A 24,063-nucleotide genomic window follows, 5' to 3' on the forward strand; every position below is an offset into this window, starting at 1 on the left:
AGGGTTCTGTTTTTAATGTTTCTACTACGGTAGAAGTTAAATATATAATAAAAATAGGAGGTATTTTTCTATGGCTATAGGAGATAATTTTAAAGATCTGCCAATGGCGGAATTGATAGGCGCTCCTCTTCAGGCAGTTTGCCAGTCACAGGTTCAGCTTGCATCAGCATCCTGGCAGTTTATGCAGACCATAGCCTTTCAAGAAGACGGCACACCAAGGTTATTAAATTTCGAACTGGAACGTCCTGTTGAAAGCGAAGCCGGAATAGTGGTAAATAAGGTAAATGTACAGGCACCCTTTATCGGTCTTGTACCCATTCCGTCACTTCTAATCGATAATGTTACAATCGATTTCCAAATGGAAGTTACTGATGTAGTATCCAGCAAGGACACTTCCCAAAGCGAAGGCAGTATAGATGCTAGTTATAAGAGTTTCTGGGGTCTTGCCGTACAAATACATGGCAAAGTATCCTCCAGTAGAGAGAATACCAGAAGTACCAACCAAACCGCAAAATATCAAGTTCATGTTGGAGCAAGTCAGCAGCCTCCAACGGAAGGTTTAAGCAAGCTTATGGATATCATGGCAAGCTGTACAGCACCACTTTCCGTTACAAAGGGTTCATAATAAATAATTCACGCCCTTCGGATTTTGATGAACAATTATACTCCGGATTTAGCTTATATAGCTATACCCTTTATATTAAAAATTACTATAAGGTGTATTAAAGGCCGAGATAAGGAGGAAAAATGGGGTACATATTTTATGCGTTAAACAACTCCGCCAATTGTGCCGGCATGGCACCTCCTGCCCTTGCAGGAGGTGCCTTTGGGGTCGCCGCACTTCCCCTTGCCATGAACATGGCAGGAACATACATAATTGTTAATACCATGACAAATAACAGATACATAGGTATAGCGGCAAATATTCAAAACCGATTTCAAACACGACTTGCTACCGTTACCGAGATGGGGTTCGGTCCTGCTATATTAGCTAATATCGGAGTAACCTGGGGGGTCGCTCATTGTCGGAATACTTTACCTGCACCTCCTCTAGTACCTGCAGCAGCACCGGTACCCGGTAGTATTCCCATTGCACCCGCTGCCGGTGCACCATATACAGCAATTATTGACGGTGCTGTCATAAATCTGGAGCATTTGTTGATTCGTCTCATATTAACACAGCTCGGTGCCGGAGGTACGGTATCAAATAATCTAATGGTAGGCCCTTATGTTAACCCTACACCGAATCCCATTACAGTTGCATTACAATGGGGAGCCATGGGAGGACTTTTTGCGGCAAATACCATGCAAGTTATCTGGGGAGCCGGTGTAGCTTGGTAAGAACAACTAAACATTACGAGACCAACAAAATAAACAAGCCTGACACCTCTTTTAAAGGTATCAGGCCGTTATTTTTTAATATAACTTATTCTTTTTAGTCCGAACCATACGGCTTATTAACTAATATTAGTTAATAATTGTACGCTCAGTTTCCTTGTCAAATATATGAAGCTTGTTAGCGTCTATAGCAACTTTTATAACGTCACCAGCCTGAGTCTTTGTTCTAGCATTAACTCTTGCAGTAACAGTTCCGGTTGCACCTTCAATTATCATATACAGATAAGTTTCAGCACCCAGCATTTCAACCAAGTCAACTTTAGCTTCTACCATACTGTCTGGCATTGATTCAATGTACATTGCCTCATCATGAAGATGCTCAGGTCTAACACCAACAACAACTTCCTTGCCGATGTAATCAGTTCCTTCCAATTTCTTAGCCTTACCTTCAGGAATCTTAATATCATTCTTACCGAATACGAGATGTAAGTCGTTTCCTTTCTTAGTAAGAACAGCATTCATAAAGTTCATTTGAGGGCTTCCTATGAAACCTCCAACAAATATGTTGCATGGTCTGTCATACAGAGCTGTTGGTGTATCAACCTGTTGGATGTATCCATCCTTCATAACAACGATTCTTGTACCCATTGTCATAGCTTCTGTCTGGTCATGTGTTACATATATAAATGTTGTGTTAAGTCTATTGTGGAGTCTTCCTATCTCAGTTCTCATCTGAACTCTGAGTTTAGCATCCAAGTTTGAGAGAGGTTCGTCCATTAAGAATACTTTAGGTTCACGAACGATAGCACGTCCTAACGCAACTCTCTGTCTCTGACCACCTGATAAAGCCTTTGGCTTTCTGTCAAGCAAATGCTCGATATCGAGGATTTTTGCTGCTTCCTGAACACGCTTCTTTATTTCTTCCTTTGGAGTCTTTCTCAATTTTAAACCAAATGCCATGTTATCAAATACTGTCATGTGAGGATACAGTGCATAGTTCTGGAAAACCATTGCTATATCTCTATCCTTCGGAGCAACATCATTTACTAATTTATCTCCAATGTACAATTCGCCTTCTGAAATTTCTTCCAAACCAGCTATCATTCTAAGTGTAGTAGTCTTACCACATCCTGAAGGACCTACCAGAACAAGGAATTCGTTGTGTTCAATATCAAGATTAAAATCATTAACAGCAGTAACCCCACCTGCATATCTTTTGTAAATATTCTTCAGCTTTAAACTAGCCATTTTTATACCTCCCTGAAACATCCTTATAAATTTATGTTATCAACGTATCACGATTTATATATATTATGATACACTGCTGACCTATCACAAACCATATTGTTTTTTAACAAAATTAAATTTTTGCTTTTAGTACTTTTGTATAGTATTAAAAATATAATTCTTGTATTGCATAAAATTTGCATAAATAAAATAAAAATCCTCTGTTATATTGAATTTTTATGCATCGCATTGTATAATTATAAAATAATATTCATTTTATGCATAAATTTTCAATATCGAAATTTTATTGTGAATATATCTATCTGCTATATATTATATAGAAAGGATTGAATCTATATGAAATATAAAATTTATGTAGACGGAAGTGAAGGTACTACAGGATTAAAGATAAACGAAAGATTGGAAAAAAGAAACGACATTGAAATACTAAGAATAGCTCCGGAAAAACGTAAAGATATTAATGAAAGAAAAAAATACATAAATAATTCAGATATAGTTTTTCTTTGTCTGCCGGATTCTGCTGCAAAGGAAGCAGTATCACTTACTGAAAATCCTTCTACTAAAATTATTGATGCAAGTACTGCTCACAGGATAGACCCTGACTGGGCATACGGTTTGCCTGAATTAAGCAGTGGACACCGTGAGAAGATACAAAATTCAAAAAGGGTTGCTGTTCCGGGCTGTTATGCAACAGGATTTATCAGTATAGTCCACCCCCTTGTTGAAGGAAATATTCTTCCAAAGGATTACCCTGTAACCTGCCATGCTCTTTCCGGGTATAGCGGCGGAGGAAAAAAACTCATAGCGCAGTACGAATCTCCTGAAGGACATAGTTTTGAAAGTCCGCAGCTTTATGCGCTGGGTATGTCACACAAACATATTCCTGAAATGACTGTTATCAGTGGACTTGAACACCCACCTATTTTTTCTCCCATAGTATGTTCTTATTTCAAGGGTATGTCTGTATGTGTTCCTTTATACAGAAAACTTCTTTCAGGAACTCCTTCTGTTGAAATGATTTATGAATTCATTGCTGACTATTATAGTAATGAAAAGTTTATAAAGGTCATGCCACTGGGTATGGAAAAGGAGTTTCCCAACAGTTTTCTTGGTGCTACCCGTGTCAATGATACAAACTACCTTGAAATCTATGTTACGGGAAATGAAGAACAAATCATGCTTGTATCAGTTCTAGATAATTTAGGAAAAGGTTCTTCCGGCGCCGCTATACAAAATATGAATATAATGTTGGGATTTGACGAGGATACCGGACTTTAACAATTTAAATATCTGAGCCATATTTCAGATTTAACGGAGGTCAATTTTATGAATTATGATAATTTGATTAAAAAAGCAGAAATATTAATTGAAGCACTTCCTTACATACAGAAACTTTATGGTAAAACCGTTGTAATAAAATACGGCGGCAATGCAATGATTAATGATGAACTTAAAAATTCAGTAATGGAAGATATTACGCTTTTAAAATATATAGGAATGAACCCTGTGTTGGTACACGGTGGCGGGCCCGACATAAACAAGGCACTTCAGAACTACAACGTAAAGAGTGAGTTTGTAAACGGTTTAAGAGTTACTGACGCCCAGACTATAGAAGTTGCTCAAATGGTTCTTGTTGGAAAAACCAACAAGCAGATTGTATCAATGCTCAATCACAAAGGCGGAAAAGCCATAGGCCTGTGCGGTATCGACGGAAAGCTCATTGAATGTGAACAATACAAAACTGAAATAGACGGGGAACTCAGGGACATAGGTTATGTTGGTACAATTACAAAAATTAATTCAAAGGTTTTGGAGCTTATCTCAAAAGATGAATACATACCGGTTGTAGCTCCAATAGGCGTGGGCCCTGACGGTGAGAGCTACAACATAAATGCAGATACCGTAGCAGGTGAAATTGCGGCTGCATTGAAAGCGGAAAAGCTCATGCTTCTCACAGATGTAGAAGGTGTTAAGCCTTCAAAGGACAGCGAATCAATAATTCCCGCCCTTACTATTGACGAGGTTTATGACCTCATTGATAAAAAGGTTATTGCCGGAGGTATGATACCAAAAGTTTTAGGTTGTGTTGAAGCACTTGAAAAGGGCGTTGGCAGAACACATATAATTGACGGACGTATTCCTCACTGTATTCTTTTAGAAATTTTTACTTACAAGGGAATCGGTACAATGATTATGAAAGATAAGCATCTTTACCACGAAAACGAGGCTTTGTATTAATATTAATTATTAAAACCCGGCCTAAAGTAATTTTATAAGGCAATTAACACTTCCTGTACTGGCTTAGCATAGGAAGTGTTTTAATTTATAAAGAAAATCACATACATAAATTGGTTGCATTTTTATGCATATTAATGTATAATTATAAATTATACGTAACGATGATATATTTTCAGTATGAAGGAGTGATTGTCATGGATTTTGAAAAAATACAGGAATATGATGATAAATATTACATGAATACATTTGGTAAAAGAATACCTGTTGCCTTTAAAAGGGGTAAGGGCATACACTTATGGAGTACAGAAGGAGAAAAGTACACAGACTTTTTCTCAGGAATTGCAGTTAATTCTATAGGTTACGGACATCCGATTTTTACAGAAATGGTCAGTGAGCAATTGAATAATCTTGTACACTGTTCGAATCTTTACTACATAGAGCCACAGGCTCAACTTGCAAAAGAGTTGGTAGAAAACTCCTGTGCAGATAAGATATTCTTCGCTAACAGCGGCGCTGAAGCCAACGAAGGTGCCATTAAACTTGCAAGAATTTACTTCAAAAAACAAGGGATGCCGGAAAAATACGAGATTATAACCCTTAACAAGTCCTTTCACGGAAGAACCATAACAACTCTCAGCGCTACAGGTCAGGAAAAGTATGCAAAGCCCTTTGAGCCTCTTACACAAGGTTTTAAAAAGGTTCCTCAAAACGATATAGCTGCTTTGGAAGCTGCCATTACTCAAAACACATGTGCAATTATGTTGGAGCCCATTCAAGGAGAAAGCGGAGTTTATCCATGTGATTGCGAATATATGAAAAAAGTCAGGGATTTGTGCAATGACAAAAATCTGCTGCTTATATTTGATGAAGTTCAGACCGGCATAGGCAGAACCGGCAAGCTCTTCGGATACCAAAACTTTGACATCGAGCCGGATATATTTACTCTTGCAAAGGCTTTGGGAGGGGGAATTCCTATAGCTGCGGTATGTGCCAAAGAATCGGTTGCAGAGGCATTTGCTCCCGGCGACCACGGTTCAACTTTCGGAGGAAATCCTTTAGCCTGTACAGCTGGTCTTGCAGTTATGAAAATAATGAAGGAAGAGAACCTTCCTGAAAATGCTGAGAAAACCGGCAGCTACATTAAGAGTGAACTGGAAAAAATGGCATCCGCCTCCTACCCTATAATTTCTGAAGTGAGAGCGGCAGGCCTTATGATTGGTATAGAGCTTAACAAGCCTATAGCTCCCGATGTCAAAAACAGGATGTTTGAAAAGAAATACCTTATTGCCAATATAGGTCAAAATATTTTGAGAATTCTTCCGCCTCTTATTATTACGCAGAAGGACGCAGATGATTTTATTACAACATTAAAAGAATCATTGGAAGAATTAAATTAAATATATTAGCGAGTCGCTGTCAGGCTCACGGAGGTTTATATATAATGAAAGCAGTTCTATTACTTGAAGACGGTACATATTTCTCAGGAGAAGGTTTTGGAAAAAGCGGTGAAACAGCCGGAGAAATTGTTTTTAATACTTGTATGACAGGGTATCAGGAAATAACTACTGACCCTTCCTATAACGGACAGATTGTCACAATGACTTATCCCCTAATCGGTAACTACGGATTCAATTCCATCGACAATGAATCCTACAAGCCTCATGTTCAGGGCTTTATAGTTAAGGAACTCTGTTCTACTCCCAGCAACTGGAGAAATGACATGGACCCGGATCAATATTTTGCAAAACACAATATCGTAGGTATAAAAAGTATTGATACCAGAGCGTTAACCCAGCATATTCGTAAACACGGGAGCATGTACGGGATTATATCCACTGAATGTGGAAATCTGGATACCCTACGCAAAAACCTTGAAAACTATAAAAGTATCCCAAGAAACCTGGTAATGGAGGTTACGTCAAAAACTCCCACTCATATTTCCGGTTCGGGAAAAAGGGTGGTACTTCTGGATTTCGGTGTAAAAAGCAACATAATACGTTCTCTTGAAAGCAGAGACTGTGATATACACATCCTCCCTGCTTTCAGTACCTTTGATGAGATTATGGAATTAAATCCTGACGGTATTCTTCTTTCCAACGGGCCCGGCGACCCCAGGGATTTAACTGTTGCTAAAAAAACAGTTCAACAGCTTCTGGGAATAAAACCAATCATGGGGATTTGCCTTGGACATCAACTTTTGGGACTCTCATTAGGATGCAATGTTAAAAAACTTAAATTTGGCCACCACGGCGGCAACCATCCTGTTAAGGATTACATTACAGGAAGATGTTATATAACTTCTCAGAATCACAATTATGCAATTGACAGCAGTTCAAATGATGATATCGTGATAACACACAGAAATGTAAATGATGATACAATTGAAGGCTTCAGACACAAAACGCTTCCATTGATAAGCGTACAGTACCATCCTGAAGCAGCACCGGGTCCACAGGATTCCGCATATATTTTTGATGACTTTGTAAAAATGCTGTAGTTTATAAAATTATTAGCAAGCAGTTAATTCATTATATTACCGCATTGCGGCTCATGGAGGCGAATGGTATGCCAAGGAATATAAATATAAAAAAGGTTTTGGTAATAGGTTCAGGGCCTATCGTAATAGGTCAGGCTGCAGAGTTTGACTATTCCGGTACTCAAGCCTGCAAGTCCTTACGGGAAGAAGGTATTGAGGTTGTTCTGATTAACAGTAATCCCGCAACAATTATGACAGATACCCAATCAGCAGATAAGGTATATATTGAACCCATTACTCTTGAATTTGTTAAAAAAATCATATACAAGGAAAAGCCAGATGGAATTCTTGCTTCACTTGGCGGTCAGACCGGCCTTAATATGGCTGTTGAACTGGCTGAAGACGGAATTCTTGACGAGCTTAACATAGAACTTCTGGGGACTTCCCTCTCCTCTATAAAAAAGGCCGAGGACAGAGAGCTTTTCAAGGAGACAATGCAAGAAATTGACGAAAAGGTTGCACCAAGTAAAATTGTAACAACCATGCAGGATGCTATTGAATTTGCAAAAGAAATCGGATTCCCTATTATTATCAGACCTGCTTACACACTGGGAGGTTCCGGCGGTGGAATAGCAAATAATATGGAAGAATTCAAATATATTTGCGGAAAAGGTCTCAAGCTCAGTATGATTAGTCAGGTTCTGCTTGAACAGAGCGTTGCAGGCTGGAAAGAAATTGAATACGAAGTAATGCGTGATAGCAATGACAACTGCATTATCATATGTAATATGGAGAACTTTGACCCGGTTGGAGTACATACCGGTGACAGTATAGTTGTTGCTCCCAGCCAGACCCTGTCTGACGTTGAGTATCAGATGCTGAGAACCGCTTCCATAAAGATAATAAGGGCTTTGGATATAAAGGGCGGCTGCAACATACAGTTTGCTTTAAATCCCGACAGCTTTGAGTATGTTGTTATTGAGGTAAATCCAAGAGTCAGCCGTTCAAGTGCATTGGCATCAAAAGCCACCGGATATCCAATTGCCAGAGTTACGGCAAAAATAGCTATCGGAATGACACTTGACGAAATAAAGAACTCTGTTACAAAAACCACCAGTGCGTGCTTTGAGCCGTCTTTGGACTATGTTGTAACCAAGGTTCCCCGTTGGCCTTTTGACAAGTTTGCCAATGCTGACAGAAGCCTTGGAACACAGATGAAGGCTACGGGCGAGGTTATGGCCATCGGACGTACATTTGAGGAATCCTTGCTTAAAGCAATTGACTCTCTTGATATAAAATTTAATTATCAGTTAGGTCTCAGCTTGTTTGACAGCATGAGCCGCGAAGACCTTGTTAAGTATATAAAGCACGCCAGTGATCAGCGAATATTCGCAATTTGCAAAGCTATACAAAAGGGTGTTTCAGCAGGTGAAATCGTCAGAATTACAAAAATTGACGACTTCTTTATAAGAAAACTGAAAAAGATTGTTAGATTGGGAGAAGAAATAACAAATGCAGGTATTGCATGGCTTGATTATGATTTATATGCAAGGGCAAAGAAAATAGGCTTTGGTGATTCCTATATAGCCAATCTTGCCAATGTACCTCTTGAAAAAATACTTGAATTAAGACAAAAATATCCTATCAACCCTGTTTACAAGATTGTTGATACCTGTGCGGGTGAATTCGAAGCCGCTACTCCGTATTACTATTCAACATACGAGGAAAAAGACGATGTTGAGGTTACCACAGGTGATAAGGTTCTGGTTATAGGCTCAGGCCCCATAAGAATCGGTCAGGGTATAGAATTCGACTATTGCAGCGTACATTCCGTTGAAACCCTTAAAGAAATGGGAATTGAATCAATTATTATAAATAATAATCCCGAAACTGTAAGCACGGACTTCGATACCTCCGACAAACTGTATTTTGAACCTCTTACAAAGGAATGTGTCCTGGATATTATTGAAAAGGAAAAACCCCTTGGGGTTATTGTTCAGTTTGGCGGTCAGACTGCAATAAATCTGGCCGAAACCCTGCATCAGGAAGGTGTTAAGATTCTCGGAACCTCAGTCCGCAGTATAGATGTTGCAGAGGACAGGGACAAATTCTTAAAGCTTCTGGAGTCATTGGATATTCCTATTCCCGAAGGCAATACGGCTTATTCTTTCCAACACGCTAAAGAAATTGCCAATAAAATCGGCTATCCAGTTCTGGTAAGGCCATCCTACGTACTTGGGGGCCGTGCCATGGAAATTGTATATAACGATAAGACTCTAGAAGAATATATCACTATGGCCTCAGAAATTTCCACTGAACATCCTATTCTAATCGACAAATATGTAGTTGGTAAGGAAATGGAAGTGGACGGAATTTGTGATGAAAATGAAGTTCTCATCCCGGGAATCATGGAACATATTGAACGTGCGGGAGTTCATTCCGGAGACAGTATTGCCGTTTATCCTCCGAGAAATCTTTCCCAAAAGGTAAAAGATACTATTGAGGACTATACCATCCGTCTTGCCAAGGCTCTGAAAGTAAAAGGTTTGTTTAATATACAATTCGTTATGGATAGCAATGAAAAAGTGTACGTAATCGAAGTTAATCCCCGTGCCAGCAGAACTGTCCCTATAATGAGCAAAATAACGGGAATTCCTATGGTAGGTGTAGCAACTAAGTTGATTATGGGCAAAACCCTTAAAGAATTGGGTTATAAAAACGGCCTTGCTAAAGAAACCGATTTTTACGCAGTAAAAGCACCTGTATTTTCATTTGCAAAGTTGACTACAGTTGATACATTTCTGGGGCCTGAAATGAAATCTACAGGCGAGGTTATGGGTGTTGACAGAGATTACTACAATGCATTGTACAAGGCTGTCGCCGCTTCCGGTACTAAGATACCTTCCGGCGGAAATGTACTTTTGTCGGTTGCCGACAGGGATAAAAACGAGTGCCGGGATATAGCCAATAAGTTACTGGAGCTTGGATTCAGACTTTCGGCTACTAAAGGAACATATGAAGCACTAAAGTATGCAAACCTTCCTATTGAATTTATTGAAGATGAAAAAGTTCTTGATTTGATTAAGGAAGATAATATAACACTGGTAATTAATACTCCTACAAGAGGCAAAATACCTGAAAGAAAAGGTTTTGTCTTAAGAAGAACCGCAATGGAATACAATATTCCGTGCATAACTTCTCTGGATACAACCAATGCGGTTTTAAGTATTTTAGAACGTCTCATAGCAGACAATAAGGCCGACGTTTATGCCCTTGATGAATATTCGGTATATAGAGGATAAAATCTATTAATGGAGGTAATATTGTTATGAAACATTTATTAAGTCTTAATGATTTAAGTACTGATGAGATACATGATTTATTAAAACTTTCGGCAAAGCTTAAACGGCAGACTAAGGAAGGAGTCCAGCACCACCTTCTAAAGGGTAAGACACTTGGAATGATTTTTACAAAGTCGTCCACCAGAACCAGAGTTTCTTTTGAAGTTGGTATGTATCAACTGGGAGGGTATTCCCTCTTTCTAAGCTCAAACGATATACAGCTTGGCCGGGGCGAGTCCATTTTTGATACTGCTAATGTTCTGTCCCGTTACATAGATGGAATTATGATAAGAACCTTCAAGCAAAGCGACGTTGAAGACCTTGCAAAGTATGGAACTATACCGGTAATAAACGGTTTAACTGATGAAATGCATCCGTGTCAGATACTTGCAGATTTGCTGACTGTTTATGAACACAAAGGGAAACTTGAAGGTCTGAAACTTGCATATATAGGTGATGGAAATAATGTTGCCCACTCCCTGCTACATGGCTGTGCCAAAACAGGAATGGATATTGCAATTGCTTCTCCTAAAGGCTATGAATGTGACAGCAGATATGTGGATGAAGCAAAAGAAGCTGCAAAGTCCAGCGGTTCCAAGGTAGTACTAACCCAAGACCCTGTTGAAGCAATTGCTAATGCGGACGTTGTTTATGCAGATACATGGATAAGCATGGGTCAGGAAGACCAAAAGGAAGAAAAGCTCAATATATTCATGCCTTATCAGATTAACTCCCAGTTATTTGCCAAAGCAAAGGAAGACGCAATCTTCCTTCACTGCCTGCCGGCATACAGAGGCTACGAAGTAACCGAGGACGTTATTGACGGTGCCCAGTCAGTTATTTTCGACGAAGCAGAAAATCGTCTTCACGCTCAGAAGGCAGTAATGGCAACCCTAATGGGTTAAAATCAGAATGAGGGACCAACATGAATTATTCATTTATTATCAGAAAGGCTACTATAGAAGATGCCCCTGCTATTGCAACTATTATACAGGAAGCTTTTAAGAAATATATGCAGGATGCAGGTTTATCTGTAATGATGGATGCTTTGACAGAAAGTATAGATACTATAGAAGCCGATATTGCTGAAAAAGAAGTTTACATAGCGCTTATTGACAATAATCCGGTAGGTACTATCAGGATTAAGATAATGCCGGATAAATCAGCGTATATAAGCCGTTTTGGAGTCATGCTTGATTACCACAATATAGGTATTGGAAAATCCCTTATGAACCTTGCAGATAAGATTCTAAAACATCATGGGGTAAAAAAAGTAAGTCTCCATACTGCTTCAAAATACCGCGACCTTATTCGCTTTTATTATGGTAGAGGGTTTTACGTAGAATCTACCAGTACGGATCGGGGCTATATAAGAGCATTACTGGTAAAAGAATATTATTAGGCTGTATATAAATTCAGAGGGTATGAAAGTTTTTCGGACTTTCATACCCTCTCTTTTGTTTATTCAGTTATATTAATCTTAAAAATTTTACGGGCATATATTGCATTTTTCAGGCTTTACTGTTATCTGTACATCTCTTAATACTTTAAGATCAATTTTTATAATAACTTTTTCTCTTAGTCTCCTATATTCTTTAACCGGTCCCTTACTTGGACATGGGTCTTCAAGAATATCTATTTCACATGTGTCTTCAACATCAGCATATTCTATCTGGTAGTCGTCACCAGGACAAGCACCGGGAATCTCAATAAAACATGCGAATGGTATATTAACCGCAACATGCCTTACGTCTCCGTAATAGCTGTCGTATTTCTGATAACAGCAATAATAATCACTATTACCCTCATAAGTTTTGTAATTGATGTTCTTATGCAGTATACCATTAATCAAGACTTTATTTTTACATACATGAACTATCAGGTCACGTATTTGCTTTTGTATATCTTTGATTTCAATAGCAGGATATTGCTCTGGGAATGGAATTACACACTCCACTAAAGTCTGACAACTGTTTCTACCAATAACCTCAGGTACCTTAATACACTTTTCACCGTGTTTTTTACCTTCGTCATGATCAAATTCTTCGCCAAAATATTGGCCTTTGGGGTTAGTTTCAAATTGTGCCATTTTTTTAATCCTTTCTATAATATTTGTTTACTAATATATACTATTCATAAAACAACAAGAAGTTGCATTATGTTAACTTATTTTTACAAATTTTGTTATTAAATGCAGTCTTATACTATATACTATAACTCATGCATACTGAAATCCACAATTGTACAACATATATATGAAATTACAATTTAGGAGGCTTTTTAATGTCAGATAAGGAGATAAAAAACTCTTTTGAAAAAAGTGCTGAAACTATGAGGGGGGATAACACAACCTTCGGTTCAAAGCTTACAAAAGAAGACTCAAATGATCCCAACACTCACTCGGATATTCATAATCGTATCAAGATTGATTATGACAAGATTGAAAAATCTCCGTCAATGGAGGAAGTTCACAAGTGGCAAAGAGAACATATTAAGAAAAATGACCAGTCCAAGGAAGGTTATCCTCTTAATGTTATTATCGATCCTGCTATGAGGGAGATGTACCAGGTTGTCCACGACTCTGGAATGACCAATGTATTTGACAGGTTCAGTCAACAGCAGCCAATTCAATGTAAATTCTGTATTGAAGGTCTTTCCTGTCAGCTTTGCGCAAATGGCCCTTGCCGTATTAACGACAAAGTACCTAGAGGAACCTGTGGTGTTGATGCCCACACAATGGTTGCAAGAAACTTTATGTACCGTCATGTTACAATAGGTACATCAGCAAATATATTTCACTGCCATCAAGCAGCAAGAGCTTTGAAGGCAGCCGGAGAACACCCTGACAGCGGACTTAGAATAAGAGACCCCGAAAAGTTAAAGAAATATGCCGACATGGCAGGTCTAAACGCTAATCAGCCTATAGAAAAACTGGCGATAGAGTTCGCCACATGGGTTATGGACGATATTCACGCTCCGTTCCATGTTCCGTCAAAGGCTGTAGAGGCCTTTGCTCCGACTCAGCGCAAGGATCTTTGGAACAAGTTGGGTTTGTTCCCCGGAGGCGGTTATAGCGAAGTTGCCTATGCACAGACACGTTGTATGACAAACTTTACATCAGACCCCGTAGAATTCCTCTTAAACAGTGTACGCCTTGGTGTTGCAAATGAATATCAGGGACTGTTCCTATTGGATATTATACAGGAAATCCTCATGGGAACTCAGGAAATTGCCCAAAAGAAGCAGAACATGGGACTTCTGAAGGAAAATATGATAAATGTTGTTACAAACGGGCACATGCCACTTCTTGCCCATGTTGCAATCGATTTGGCATCAACCGATGAGTGGCAGCAAAAAGCGAAGGCAGCAGGTGCAGACGGAATTCAGATACTAGGCCATGTATGTGAAGGCCAGCAGTTGATGAACTATCAGGGAACACACAACCAGAAGGGTTATGGAGGCCAGGAAGGTGAATGGCTTTCGCAAGAATATCTCCTTGCAACGGGGGTTGTGGATCTTTTCATGTTCGACTATAACTGTACGGTAGCTACCATGCCTCTGTTTGCAAAAAGATTTGGTACAAAGCTTTTAAGTACCCACCCTGTTATACAGCTGCAGGGAACAGAAACTTTGGACTTCGTTCCCGAAAAAATGAACCAGCAGGCTTCAAAAGCACTGGATATGGCAATTGATGCCTTCAAGCAGCGTAAATCAGAAAACAGAAAAACCTATATTCCACCTCATGTTTCTTATTGTACAGTCGGTTTCAGCACAGAACCTATCAGAAATGCTCTCGGCGGAAGCTTTGACCCCCTTATTGAACAAATAGCAAACGGTAATATCAGGGGTATTGCGACCATAGTTGGATGCACCACAGCCCGCTTTGGTCAGGGTGGAAGCAATATATTCAAGATAACAAAAGGACTTATTGCCAATAACATTCTGGTTCTTTCAGGCGGATGTACTTCTTCTGTAATGGAATATACCGGGTTAACAGACCCAAAGGCTGCCGACGAATGCGGTGAGGGTTTGAAGGCTGTCTGCAAACAGCTTGGAATCCCTCCTGTACTTTCATATGGTGCTTGTGTGGATATCGGGAAAATGACTCATACCGCAAAAGAGCTTGCAGATGCCCTTAAAGTGGATACAAACAAGCTGCCGCTGGTAATCGGAGCTCCTGAATACCTTGAACAAAAGGCTGTGGCAGACGCATGTACCGCAGTAGCTCTAGGCTGGCTTGTGCATATCGCTCCCGTACCTTCTATTACAGGTAGCGATGTAGTTGTAAAGACTCTTACCGAGACAACAGAGACTCTTGGTTTAGGTAAGGTAGTAGTAGAACTGGATGCCGAGAAAACTGTTCAAATTTATGTTGACCACATTGAAAAGAAACGTAAAGAATTGGGCTTGAACTAATACCATTTACAACATTGGAAAGGAGAACCGGAATGGAATTGAAAAATATTCAAGACAGTATGGTTTTTAATGAAAAAAATCTGACCAAGCGAATACTATTTGCCAACCCAAAAGTACTGGCCTTTGTACTGAATTTAAAAGCAGGACAAACCCTCCCAGTTCACAAGCATGAAAATTCAGAACTCATTTATTATGTCCTCACTGGCAGTGCTCAAGTCAGGATCAATGATGATGTGTCTGAAATCTCTTTTGGTTCGGTAGGCACTGCCAGTGGTCAGGACGATTTCAGTGTTCCTTTAGTAAAAGAGGATTTAAGTCTTTATGTTACCATCAGTCCTAATCCGTCAAATGAAATGTACTCAAAAGGAATAGACTGATACTGGGGCTGTCGCAAAATTAATTTTTATCTTTCTTAATCTGTACTCAGAGTATAAATTGTATCAATGGAAGCTTGGTTAAAGATATTTGCAGTTGTTTATGGTTGAACACGGATATTTTACCGGAAAATCCACACGATGTAGGTTTTAGCGACACAATGAATCATGGACGATGAATGTGAGCGACGGTAAAATATCCTAAGATGAGCCGCTATAAACTATTGCAAATATCTTGGAAGCAATCATTGATATAATTTTATACGGGAGTACGGTGTTAAAACGAAAACTTTCTATTTTGCAACAGCCCCTTCTTAATTTCCTTACTTTGAAACAGTTCCTGTAAACCCTTCTCCCAGAACCTCCCTCACATCGGTAAGTATCATAAAAGCATTTTTATCAATCTCATGTACAATTTCTTTCAGCTGTTGAACCTGCGTCCTTGCCGCTACACACAGCAGTACATTTTTGTCTTTTCCTGAATAAACTCCTCTACCCTTTAATTCAGTAACTCCCCTGTCCAATTCCACAAGCAGTCTTCGGGATATTTCATCCTGCTTCTCCGAAATTATAAAAATTGCTCTGGCGTAGTCTACACCCTCAACAATAGCATCTATTACTTTGATAGTGATAAAAAGGCTCACAAGAGAATATAACCCTATTAGAATACTGTTAAAGACAATAATAGCAAACATAATTATTATTGCATCTATGGCAAGGAGCATTTGTCCTATAGTAAGACTATGAAATAACTTGTTTAAAAGCTTTGCAGCAAGTTCAGTTCCACCCGTGGTAGCGTCCATTTTCAGAACAATACCAAGTCCGATTCCGCTTAAAAAACCTCCGATTATACTATATAACAGTATATCGGGAGCCACAGAACTCGATGTTCCGTCAAGGAGAAGTTTTTGTGCTATATTCCCGATATACTTTTCGGTTGCATCGATGATTACCGATAAAACAACTGTTCCGTACACTGTTCTTATAAAAAATTTTCTTCCTATAAACCTGTAACCCATGAGGAAAAGGGGCACATTAATTGCAAGCATTGTGATTCCTATACTTAGTTTCCCGTTTGTCAGGTAGTAGAGAACTGTTGCCAGTCCGCTGAGTCCTCCGGGTGCTATCTTGTAAGGAACAAGAAATATATTTATTGCCAAAGCGGTTATTACTGCACCAAATGTTATCAGCAAATAGCTTTTAAGCGTAGATAATACTTTTCCCATATTTAACAACTAACTCCCATCTGATTAAAGATAAAAAACATATATACATAATATATGTTTTTTAAAATTATATAAACAGTTATTTTATTTACAACAATATTCTGTCGCATGTTTTTTCAAGGTGATTTGCACAACATTGACAAATAAATATAGATAATCTAAACTTTAAAGTGTTTTTAACAAACAATGGAGGTTATTTATTTTTTATGAGGAAACTGGTTAATATTGCAGGAATTAATATAGATGATATAACTATGGAACAAGCGGTTGAAAGGGTTTACGAATTTATACAATCAGACAGAAACCATTCAATATATACTCCAAATGCAGAAATCATGATGGACGGAATTACAAACAAAGAACTTAAAAAGATTCTTAACTCAGCGGACATGTTAGTTGCAGATGGTGCCGGAGTAGTCCTTTCCTCAAAAATATTGGGGAAAAGCGTTGCAGAAAAGGTGTCAGGCTTTGACTTGGCTAAAAATCTCCTTATAGCTTCATCAAAAAGACCTGTAAAGTTTTTCCTTTTCGGTGGAAAGCCGGGTATACCTGAAAGAGCTCATGCCAATGTTATATGTGATTACCCTGGAGCTGAAATCGTCGGTACCAGAAACGGCTACTTTTCACAGGAAGATGAAAGCGAAATAATCAACCAGATAAACAATTCCGGAGCAGATGTTCTTTTTGTCTGCCTTGGAGCTCCAAAGCAGGAACAGTGGATTCATCAGCACAAGGAACAGCTGAAGGTCAAGGTATGTATGGGTTTAGGCGGTACAATTGATATTCTGGCCGAAAATGTAAAGCTTGCACCTGATTTTTTCAGAAACCATGGTTTAGAATGGCTCTACAGGCTATACAAGGAACCTTGGCGTTTCAAAAGAATGTTAAGGCTTCCAAAATTTATTATCTACATTTTAGGTGTAAAAGTGGGATTTATTAAAATCAAATAACTAACTCCCGTATAAAATTATATCAATGATTGCTTCCAAGATATTTGCAAGAGTTTATAGCGGCTCATCTTTGGATATTTTACCGTCGCTCACATTCATCGTCCATGATTCACTGTGTCGCTAAAACCTACATCGTGATAGGTTTTCCGGTAAAATATCCGTGTTCGCCGGTAAACATCTGCAAATATCTTTAACCAAGCTTCCATTGATTCAATTTATACTCCTTAGTACAGGTAAAGAAAGATAAAAATTAATTTTGCAACATCCTCATTTAGTTCCTTCACACAACTTATTCTATGGCCTTTCCCGTTATCTTCTCTATAGCCTTTACAGCGGCATAATACATTTCTGAGTATTCCACATCGGATTTATTTCTGAGTTTCTGTATAAGAGTTTCGTCAATGAGTCCCTGCTTGCAGGCTTCATCATAATATTTTTTGTCTGCAGCCTTCTTCCCTGACACATCCAAAAGTATCTGTGCCAACTTATCCTTTGTCAAAGGTTCATCCTTTAAATAGACTCTGAGGGTTGCATCAAAACCATAGTTATACTTATCCGGTGCTGTTCTAACCACACCATTTAATATTACATATGCAAAATCCTGACTTTTAGCCTTCTTGTTGAATTTAAGATCGTTTGTTACTCCTCCGCTAAGCAAACCTATATTAAGTAGCTTTTCAGCATAGGGATAACTCCAGTTTGCAGTCAGGCTTGTCAAGTCCTCTTTGATATCCGACATGAATATTCCCTTTTTCCGCAAAACCTTTTCTATTTCAGCCTGAGTATCCAGATTGTAATCCTCAACTATATGAGGAATATCTATTTTCTTTGAAATGCTATAGGCGGAAATTATTCCTGCGGCATACCCTGAACCCGACTTACTGGAATTTGAATTTATGGCACTCTGTACCAATGACGAGCAAGAAATTTTATCCCCTGTCATAAGAACATTATTCAAACCTTGAGGTATCATTGAGCGCAGCGGAATATAAAACATCTTTGGATTGCAGATGATATACCCGTTTCCGTCCTCCATGGTCATTGTGACGGGTCTTGATGCAGTGCTGATTCTGTCGCTGAATCTCTTACCTGTAAGTATATCTCCAAGTGTTAAATTATAAAGCCCTTTGAAGTGATATGCCGAAGGTCTGATAAATTGTGCTGCAATGCTTAATCCCCCTGCATTTTTGAAGGGCTCCAGATTTAGCTTTAGAAATTGGAACAAGTCCATACATTCTTTTGAAGCAATATTATAATATTCCTGAATCTTTTTCTTATTTTGCAAATCAACATTTTTTACGGTAATTCCTTCAATAAGAACCTTGTTGTCTCCTTGGTCTGATACATTAAAACCTGAAACGGAAACATTTAAATTACTTGTATTATATTGTTTTAATAGGCTGCTAATAAGCATTTTCTGCTCATCCACTAATTTTTCAATCTGCTTGTAATCAACTCCAGATACCATAAAATTCAGATATACGGGAGGGAACAAATTTTTTATGCCAATATCGCTATATCCTGCGCTATACGGCACATTGCCCTGTTTAAGTATTTCTCCCTCTTTCGTTGAGTCAATGTACTGTTTAGCGATTATTGTTCTTTTTCCCTTGGGAGTATTAAACTCTATTTTCTGAACCCGGCCGTTTTGGATAGCCATTTCGGTAATCTGGGAATCATACATTACATCAAGGTTCTTTTCTTCTGAGACCATTTCCTTGACTGTTTTTATATAATTACCTATGTTTATAGCTTCTCCTGCTTTGTACCTGATTTCCTTAAATATGTCTGAGCTTACGTTGTTTCCTGTTGGAGTAACATCCGGTGACCAGCTTGTGTCATAGGAACCACCCATCTGACTCCCAAGTTCCTTATCTGAGCAAACCAGAAGGGTTTTAGCACCCACATCCGCCGCTCCCAGCGCCGCACTGATTCCATCAATACTGTCACCGATAACTGCTATATCATAATTATCAGAACCTTTGTCACTTCCCAAATTTTCAAGAGTAACATCATTGCCGGTTTGAAAATAATAGTCTTTTTTAAAAATCATTGGCCGGATTGCGAAGAAAAAGACTATTATGGCAATTGTCAGAACTAACACGACCCTGACCAGAATATCAATCCTTTTATCCAGTTTGGTTGATGGCTTGGTTTTCTTTTTCATTTCGTCATTATCCTCTTTAATATTTTTATTTTTATATATCCGGTTATCTTGTTTTCAAACAAACAAAAAAAAGAAGCTATTTATAATATCGACTATAAGCTTCTTTTTCTTAATAATTGTATTTTATATGTAAGTTTAACACTATTTTATCGTGTATGTACCTTTTATCATTATATCTGCGGGTGCATTTGCCTTAATACCTCTTCCGTCAGCTTTAGGTATGAGAAGAAGCTGATTGTCGGGAATTATCTCGCCGTTTTTAATATCTCTTCCTGATATCAGATTTGAAACTCCGCCTGTGGCTGTAGAAGATACATAAGCGACAACTTTATTTTTCGTCCTGACAATAATTTCACAACTTTCACTGCCAATAAGGGTCTGTCCGGTCTGAAGTTTGATTATTTTAAAAGTCATACTCGCTTTCAGATCAGCAACTTCTTTTTCCAGCTCCGCTACCTTTTTTTGTGCATCACTTGTCTGTATAAGAGTTTTTAATTCAGTCTCCAAAGCATCTATGTAGGTTTTGTCATACAAAACTGGGGAACTGCTTGTAGAAGTTGGCGTTGTAGACGCCATAACAGCAGGGGCAATATGTAGCAATGCGAATCCGCCAATCAGTATTAGAGCTGTAATTATATACTCTTTTTTTATTCTCCTAAACAATCCTCTCATAAATTACCTCTCTTTCGTATATTAATATCTATATTTCAGAAAGCCCGAAGCTAACCTCCAGAGCATTGTTGACTTTTGTCATCAGGTCATCATCAAGGTGCCCTATTTTTTCCCTTAGTCTCTTCTTGTCAATAGTTCTTATTTGTTCAAGAAGAATAACGGAATCTTTTGCAAGACCGTATTCCAGAGCACCTATTTCAATATGGGTCGGCAACTTAGCTTTATTAATTTGAGAAGTAATTGCAGCAGCAATTACCGTAGGGCTGTATTTATTGCCAACATCGTTCTGTACAATTAAAACCGGCCTGACGCCGCCCTGTTCTGAGCCAATAACAGGGCTCAGATCAGCGTAATAAATGTCTCCTCTTTTAATTACCACGTTTCCTCCATCTCCCCAAGCCGTTCCTCATACTTGCATTGCTGCTCATTGTCGGCTGCAAGGCAAACCTCCGCCAGCTTAAGATTTATTTCAGCCATTTCTTCGTAGCCAAGCTTCATTTCTTCCCTCAAACGAATTTTACGTCTTTCCCTCAAATAAAGTGTCATCGCTTCTCTGACGAGTTCACTTCTATTGGTTTTTTCGACGTTAACCATGTTATCTATTTCCTCAAGTAAATTATCCGGAATACTGACCATTATCTTTTTATATTGAGACAATTTAAACCCCCACTCTCTACTTTAACCCTTTATTTTATTTTATGCGGTTCAAAGAAGATAATTATAGTTTATGTTATCATATAGTAGTATTATAATATTCCGACATATGTGAGGTCAAATTAAGTTTTTATTACCAAATCCTCCAAAACCGCTTATATCAAATAATTCAGGATTTTCGATATCTTTCCATCTTTGACAAAAGCCCTTGGAATTCTTTTACCAACTATACAAACCAATTCATAATTAATCATGCCGATTGTGTGGGCAACATCTTCTGCTGTAATATTATTTTGTCCCTGAGAACCAATTAGTACAACCTCATCCCCTACTTTAACACTACTTCCAATATCAGTTATATCTACCATACACTGGTCCATGCATATCCTTCCGACTACAGGTGCAAACTCACCGTTAATAAGTACCTTCCCTTTATTGCTTAGCATTCGGTTGAATCCGTCAGCGTAACCGATGGGTATTGTAGCAATCTTTGAAGTTCTGCCGGTTGTAAATATCCTGCCGTAGCTTATGGAGGTATTTTTTTCGACTTCCTTTACCATAATTACATTTGCTTTGAGGGTCATAGCCGGTTTTAAATCAATCTTTGACTTATCGACTTCATCGGAAGGGTACATGCCGTAAAGTATTATCCCCGGCCTGACCAAATCAAGATGCATCTCTGGATATTCAATGATTGCCGCACTATTTGCACAGTGCTTAACCGGAATATGTATTCCTATTCGCTGAAGCTCACAGCAAATACTCATAAACCGTTCAAACTGAGTGTACGTGTATTCCCTGCTTTTTTCATCGGCAGTAGCAAAATGTGTAAACAGCCCTTCAATTATGATATTTGGTAGACGGCTTATTTCAACAACGTTTTTTACGGCACTGTACCCAGGCAAAAATCCTATTCTGGACATTCCGGTGTCAATCTTTATGTGGACTTTTACCCTTTTGCCCTGCCTAACTGCCTCATCGGATAAGGCCTGCGCCAAATCATGGCTGAATACCGACTGTGTAACATCATTTTCTATTATTTCGCTGGCTCTTACAGGGTCAGTATATCCAAGTATAAGTATAGGAACCTCAATACCTGCTCTCCTTAACTGTATTGCCTCATCCAGCATTGATACCGCAAACCGTGATGCCCCATTCTCAAGTAGGGTTTTTGCCACCTCCATTACTCCGTGTCCATAAGCGTCTGCCTTGACTACTCCCATTATCTCAGCGTTTTTGCCGGTAATTTTCCTTATTTCTCTAATATTGTGCGCAATATTATCAAGGCTTATTTCAGCCCATGCCCTATTTAGTTTATATTCCATTTCCTTTGCCCCCACACAACTTTATCTATATGTCTTTTATTATCTTTTAGTATATCCAAATAATGTTTTTTGAAAACATGTAATCAATTAAATTGTTTCAAGTATCGCAACAGGTATATTTTCTACTATATCCATTGCGTTAAGTCCGTATTCACCTTTAGAACGTGCAGCTATATCTCCTGCCCGTCCGTGTAGATACACCCCTGCGATTGCAGCAGAAGCGGCATCAGCCCCTTGTCCCACCAAGGACGCTATTATGCCTGTGAGTGAATCCCCGCTTCCGGCGGTGGCCATACCCGCATTTCCCGTAGAATTAATATATACATGTCCTTTTTTATTTGCAATAACCGTTCTTGCACCCTTTAGTACAACAGTAACACCCCATAGTGCTGCAAACTTTTTTGTCACTTCAATGCGGTTATCCTGTATATATGAAATACTAAGACCTGTAAGCCTTGACATCTCGCCGGGATGTGGAGTTACAACAACCTGATTTTTGAAAATCCTAAACAGTTCGGTATTTTGGGCAATTATATTCAAAGCATCGGCATCAATAATCATAGGTAAATCAGATGTCTCTGCCACCCTTTTTATTATATTATATAAACTTTTTTCAGAAGAAAGACCCGGGCCTATAGCAGCAACATCACATTTTTTTAATAATTCAGTTATTTCATCAAGATTCTTTTCGCTGATTGCGTCTCTGCTCTCAGCAAGGTTGACCGCTACTGCTTCGGGTACAACAGTTTGGCAAATATTTATAAGATTTGACGGAACGGCCATATATACAAGTCCTGAACCCGTACGAAGACAAGCCTTGGCAGTAAGACAGCCGGAGCCAGCCATGCCCGTTGAGCCTGAAACAACTGCAACCTTGCCACAGTTTCCTTTATTATATTCTGCTTTTCTGGATGGAATCAAAGATTTGACATATTCCCGGTCAAGCCATGTTGTTGTCTCAGTTATATATTCAACTGCCTGACTTGGCATACCAATGCTTTCCACTACCAGTTCACCCGTATAGTCCGCTCCAGGATAAACCAGCTGTCCGATTTTCGGACATTGGAAGGTAACGGTTTTATGTGCTTTTATACATGTCTCTGAGGTTCTTCCCGTGGCTGAATCAATACCTGATGCAATATCTATAGAAATAGTATGGCGAGAGTATCTGTTTACGATATCTGTAACTTGCTTGAATATCCCTTGGATTTCTCCTCTGAAGCCCGTTCCGAAAATACCGTCCAAAACCAACTCTGCTTTTTCAATATCGGTGCAAAGCTCTTCTTGTGTTGAGTTGACACCTAAATATTTTACGGGTAAATCCATAGACTCCAGTATTTCAAAATTTACCTTTGCATCACCTGTTAAAGCTTCCTTCCCAAAAAGGCAGTACAACTCTATTTTTTTGCCCTGAATCCAAAGGTGCCTTGCTACTGCAAAAGCATCCCCGGCATTGTTTCCTTTTCCTGCTATTATTACTGCATGTATTGGTAAAGGATGTTCTTTTCCCAGATATAAATTTACATGTCTCACTACTTTTAAAGCAGCGTTTTCCATAAGTACAATACCGGGTATCCCAATATTATCAATGCAGTACTTATCTATCATTCCCATTTCTTTTCCGGTAACAGCTTTCAA

21 protein-coding genes are annotated in these 24,063 nt (G+C 38.8%); 12 read left to right on the forward strand and 9 right to left on the reverse strand.

All coding sequences use genetic code 11. The annotated features are described in order from the left end of the window. The first annotated feature begins 70 nt into the window (after nt 1-70). Both L323_RS39215 and L323_RS39220 read left to right on the forward strand, forming a co-directional pair. Nucleotides 71-625: a DUF2589 domain-containing protein gene (locus L323_RS39215; RefSeq protein WP_020817150.1), complete on the forward strand. Its 555-nt coding sequence runs from the start codon at nt 71-73 to the stop codon at nt 623-625. A gap of 122 nt (nt 626-747) precedes the next feature. Further along, nucleotides 748-1,341, forward strand: coding sequence for a hypothetical protein (locus L323_RS39220; protein WP_020817151.1), 594 nt, complete (start codon nt 748-750; stop codon nt 1,339-1,341). A gap of 126 nt (nt 1,342-1,467) precedes the next feature. Here the strand turns inward: L323_RS39220 and L323_RS39225 are convergent, their stop codons facing one another. Next, entirely contained in the window at nt 1,468-2,586 is a 1,119-nt protein-coding gene (locus L323_RS39225) for an ABC transporter ATP-binding protein (RefSeq protein ID WP_020817152.1), read from the reverse strand. Between the two features lie 336 nt (nt 2,587-2,922). Here L323_RS39225 and argC point away from each other — a divergent pair, with 336 nt between their 5' ends. The 7 genes from argC (at nt 2,923) to L323_RS39260 (ending at nt 12,043) form a co-directional block, all read left to right on the forward strand. Beyond that, a complete protein-coding gene (gene argC / locus L323_RS39230; protein WP_020817153.1) occupies nt 2,923-3,864 on the forward strand; it encodes an N-acetyl-gamma-glutamyl-phosphate reductase in 942 nt (313 codons plus the stop codon). A 48-nt stretch (nt 3,865-3,912) separates the two neighbouring features. Beyond that, complete coding sequence (gene argB / locus L323_RS39235) at nt 3,913-4,824, forward strand: acetylglutamate kinase (protein ID WP_020817154.1); 912 nt, start codon at nt 3,913-3,915, stop codon at nt 4,822-4,824. A gap of 194 nt (nt 4,825-5,018) precedes the next feature. Beyond that, the gene (locus L323_RS39240; RefSeq protein WP_020817155.1) at nt 5,019-6,221 is read left to right on the forward strand and encodes an aspartate aminotransferase family protein; all 1,203 of its coding nucleotides are present in this window, start codon (nt 5,019-5,021) and stop codon (nt 6,219-6,221) included. A gap of 44 nt (nt 6,222-6,265) precedes the next feature. After that, on the forward strand, nt 6,266-7,321 hold the full coding sequence (gene carA / locus L323_RS39245; protein ID WP_020817156.1) for a glutamine-hydrolyzing carbamoyl-phosphate synthase small subunit: 1,056 nt from the start codon (nt 6,266-6,268) through the stop codon (nt 7,319-7,321). A 68-nt stretch (nt 7,322-7,389) separates the two neighbouring features. Beyond that, nucleotides 7,390-10,602 (forward strand): carbamoyl-phosphate synthase (glutamine-hydrolyzing) large subunit, encoded by a 3,213-nt coding sequence (gene carB / locus L323_RS39250; RefSeq protein ID WP_020817157.1) that lies wholly within the window; start codon nt 7,390-7,392, stop codon nt 10,600-10,602. A gap of 26 nt (nt 10,603-10,628) precedes the next feature. After that, a complete protein-coding gene (gene argF / locus L323_RS39255) occupies nt 10,629-11,546 on the forward strand; it encodes an ornithine carbamoyltransferase (RefSeq protein WP_020817158.1) in 918 nt (305 codons plus the stop codon). A 20-nt stretch (nt 11,547-11,566) separates the two neighbouring features. Next, a complete protein-coding gene (locus L323_RS39260; protein ID WP_020817159.1) occupies nt 11,567-12,043 on the forward strand; it encodes a GNAT family N-acetyltransferase in 477 nt (158 codons plus the stop codon). 87 nt (nt 12,044-12,130) lie between these two features. Here the strand turns inward: L323_RS39260 and L323_RS39265 are convergent, their stop codons facing one another. Continuing rightward, nucleotides 12,131-12,730 (reverse strand): DUF3794 domain-containing protein, encoded by a 600-nt coding sequence (locus L323_RS39265; protein WP_020817160.1) that lies wholly within the window; start codon nt 12,728-12,730, stop codon nt 12,131-12,133. A 194-nt stretch (nt 12,731-12,924) separates the two neighbouring features. On the opposite strand from L323_RS39265, the gene cooS reads away from it, so the two are divergent. Further along, nucleotides 12,925-15,057: an anaerobic carbon-monoxide dehydrogenase catalytic subunit gene (gene cooS / locus L323_RS39270; protein WP_020817161.1), complete on the forward strand. Its 2,133-nt coding sequence runs from the start codon at nt 12,925-12,927 to the stop codon at nt 15,055-15,057. Nucleotides 15,058-15,089: 32 nt separating this feature from the next. Further along, nucleotides 15,090-15,434 carry a cupin gene (locus L323_RS39275; RefSeq protein ID WP_020817162.1) on the forward strand — a complete coding sequence of 115 codons (345 nt, stop codon included), beginning with the start codon at nt 15,090-15,092 and terminating at the stop codon, nt 15,432-15,434. A 320-nt stretch (nt 15,435-15,754) separates the two neighbouring features. Here the strand turns inward: L323_RS39275 and L323_RS39280 are convergent, their stop codons facing one another. Next, entirely contained in the window at nt 15,755-16,657 is a 903-nt protein-coding gene (locus tag L323_RS39280; RefSeq protein WP_031342535.1) for a YitT family protein, read from the reverse strand. 206 nt (nt 16,658-16,863) lie between these two features. Between L323_RS39280 and L323_RS39285 the strand changes: the two genes are divergently transcribed. Next, nucleotides 16,864-17,607 (forward strand): WecB/TagA/CpsF family glycosyltransferase, encoded by a 744-nt coding sequence (locus L323_RS39285; protein WP_020817164.1) that lies wholly within the window; start codon nt 16,864-16,866, stop codon nt 17,605-17,607. 289 nt (nt 17,608-17,896) lie between these two features. Here the strand turns inward: L323_RS39285 and L323_RS39290 are convergent, their stop codons facing one another. From L323_RS39290 to L323_RS39315, 6 genes are all read right to left on the reverse strand, one after another. Beyond that, nucleotides 17,897-19,774: an FAD-dependent oxidoreductase gene (locus tag L323_RS39290; protein ID WP_020817165.1), complete on the reverse strand. Its 1,878-nt coding sequence runs from the start codon at nt 19,772-19,774 to the stop codon at nt 17,897-17,899. Between the two features lie 141 nt (nt 19,775-19,915). Further along, complete coding sequence (locus tag L323_RS39295) at nt 19,916-20,446, reverse strand: hypothetical protein (RefSeq protein ID WP_020817166.1); 531 nt, start codon at nt 20,444-20,446, stop codon at nt 19,916-19,918. A gap of 28 nt (nt 20,447-20,474) precedes the next feature. After that, the gene (locus tag L323_RS39300; protein WP_004621433.1) at nt 20,475-20,825 is read right to left on the reverse strand and encodes a type II toxin-antitoxin system PemK/MazF family toxin; all 351 of its coding nucleotides are present in this window, start codon (nt 20,823-20,825) and stop codon (nt 20,475-20,477) included. Continuing rightward, entirely contained in the window at nt 20,819-21,103 is a 285-nt protein-coding gene (locus L323_RS39305; protein ID WP_020817167.1) for a CopG family ribbon-helix-helix protein, read from the reverse strand. Before L323_RS39305 ends, L323_RS39300 begins: the two co-directional genes overlap by 7 nt. A 152-nt stretch (nt 21,104-21,255) precedes the next feature. Next, nucleotides 21,256-22,425 carry an alanine racemase gene (alr, locus tag L323_RS39310; RefSeq protein WP_020817168.1) on the reverse strand — a complete coding sequence of 390 codons (1,170 nt, stop codon included), beginning with the start codon at nt 22,423-22,425 and terminating at the stop codon, nt 21,256-21,258. Between the two features lie 87 nt (nt 22,426-22,512). Then, entirely contained in the window at nt 22,513-24,063 is a 1,551-nt protein-coding gene (locus L323_RS39315) for an NAD(P)H-hydrate dehydratase (protein ID WP_020817169.1), read from the reverse strand.

Origin of the sequence: Ruminiclostridium papyrosolvens C7 (genome assembly GCF_000421965.1) — a bacterium.
Lineage (GTDB): Bacteria > Bacillota > Clostridia > Acetivibrionales > DSM-1351 > Ruminiclostridium > Ruminiclostridium papyrosolvens_A.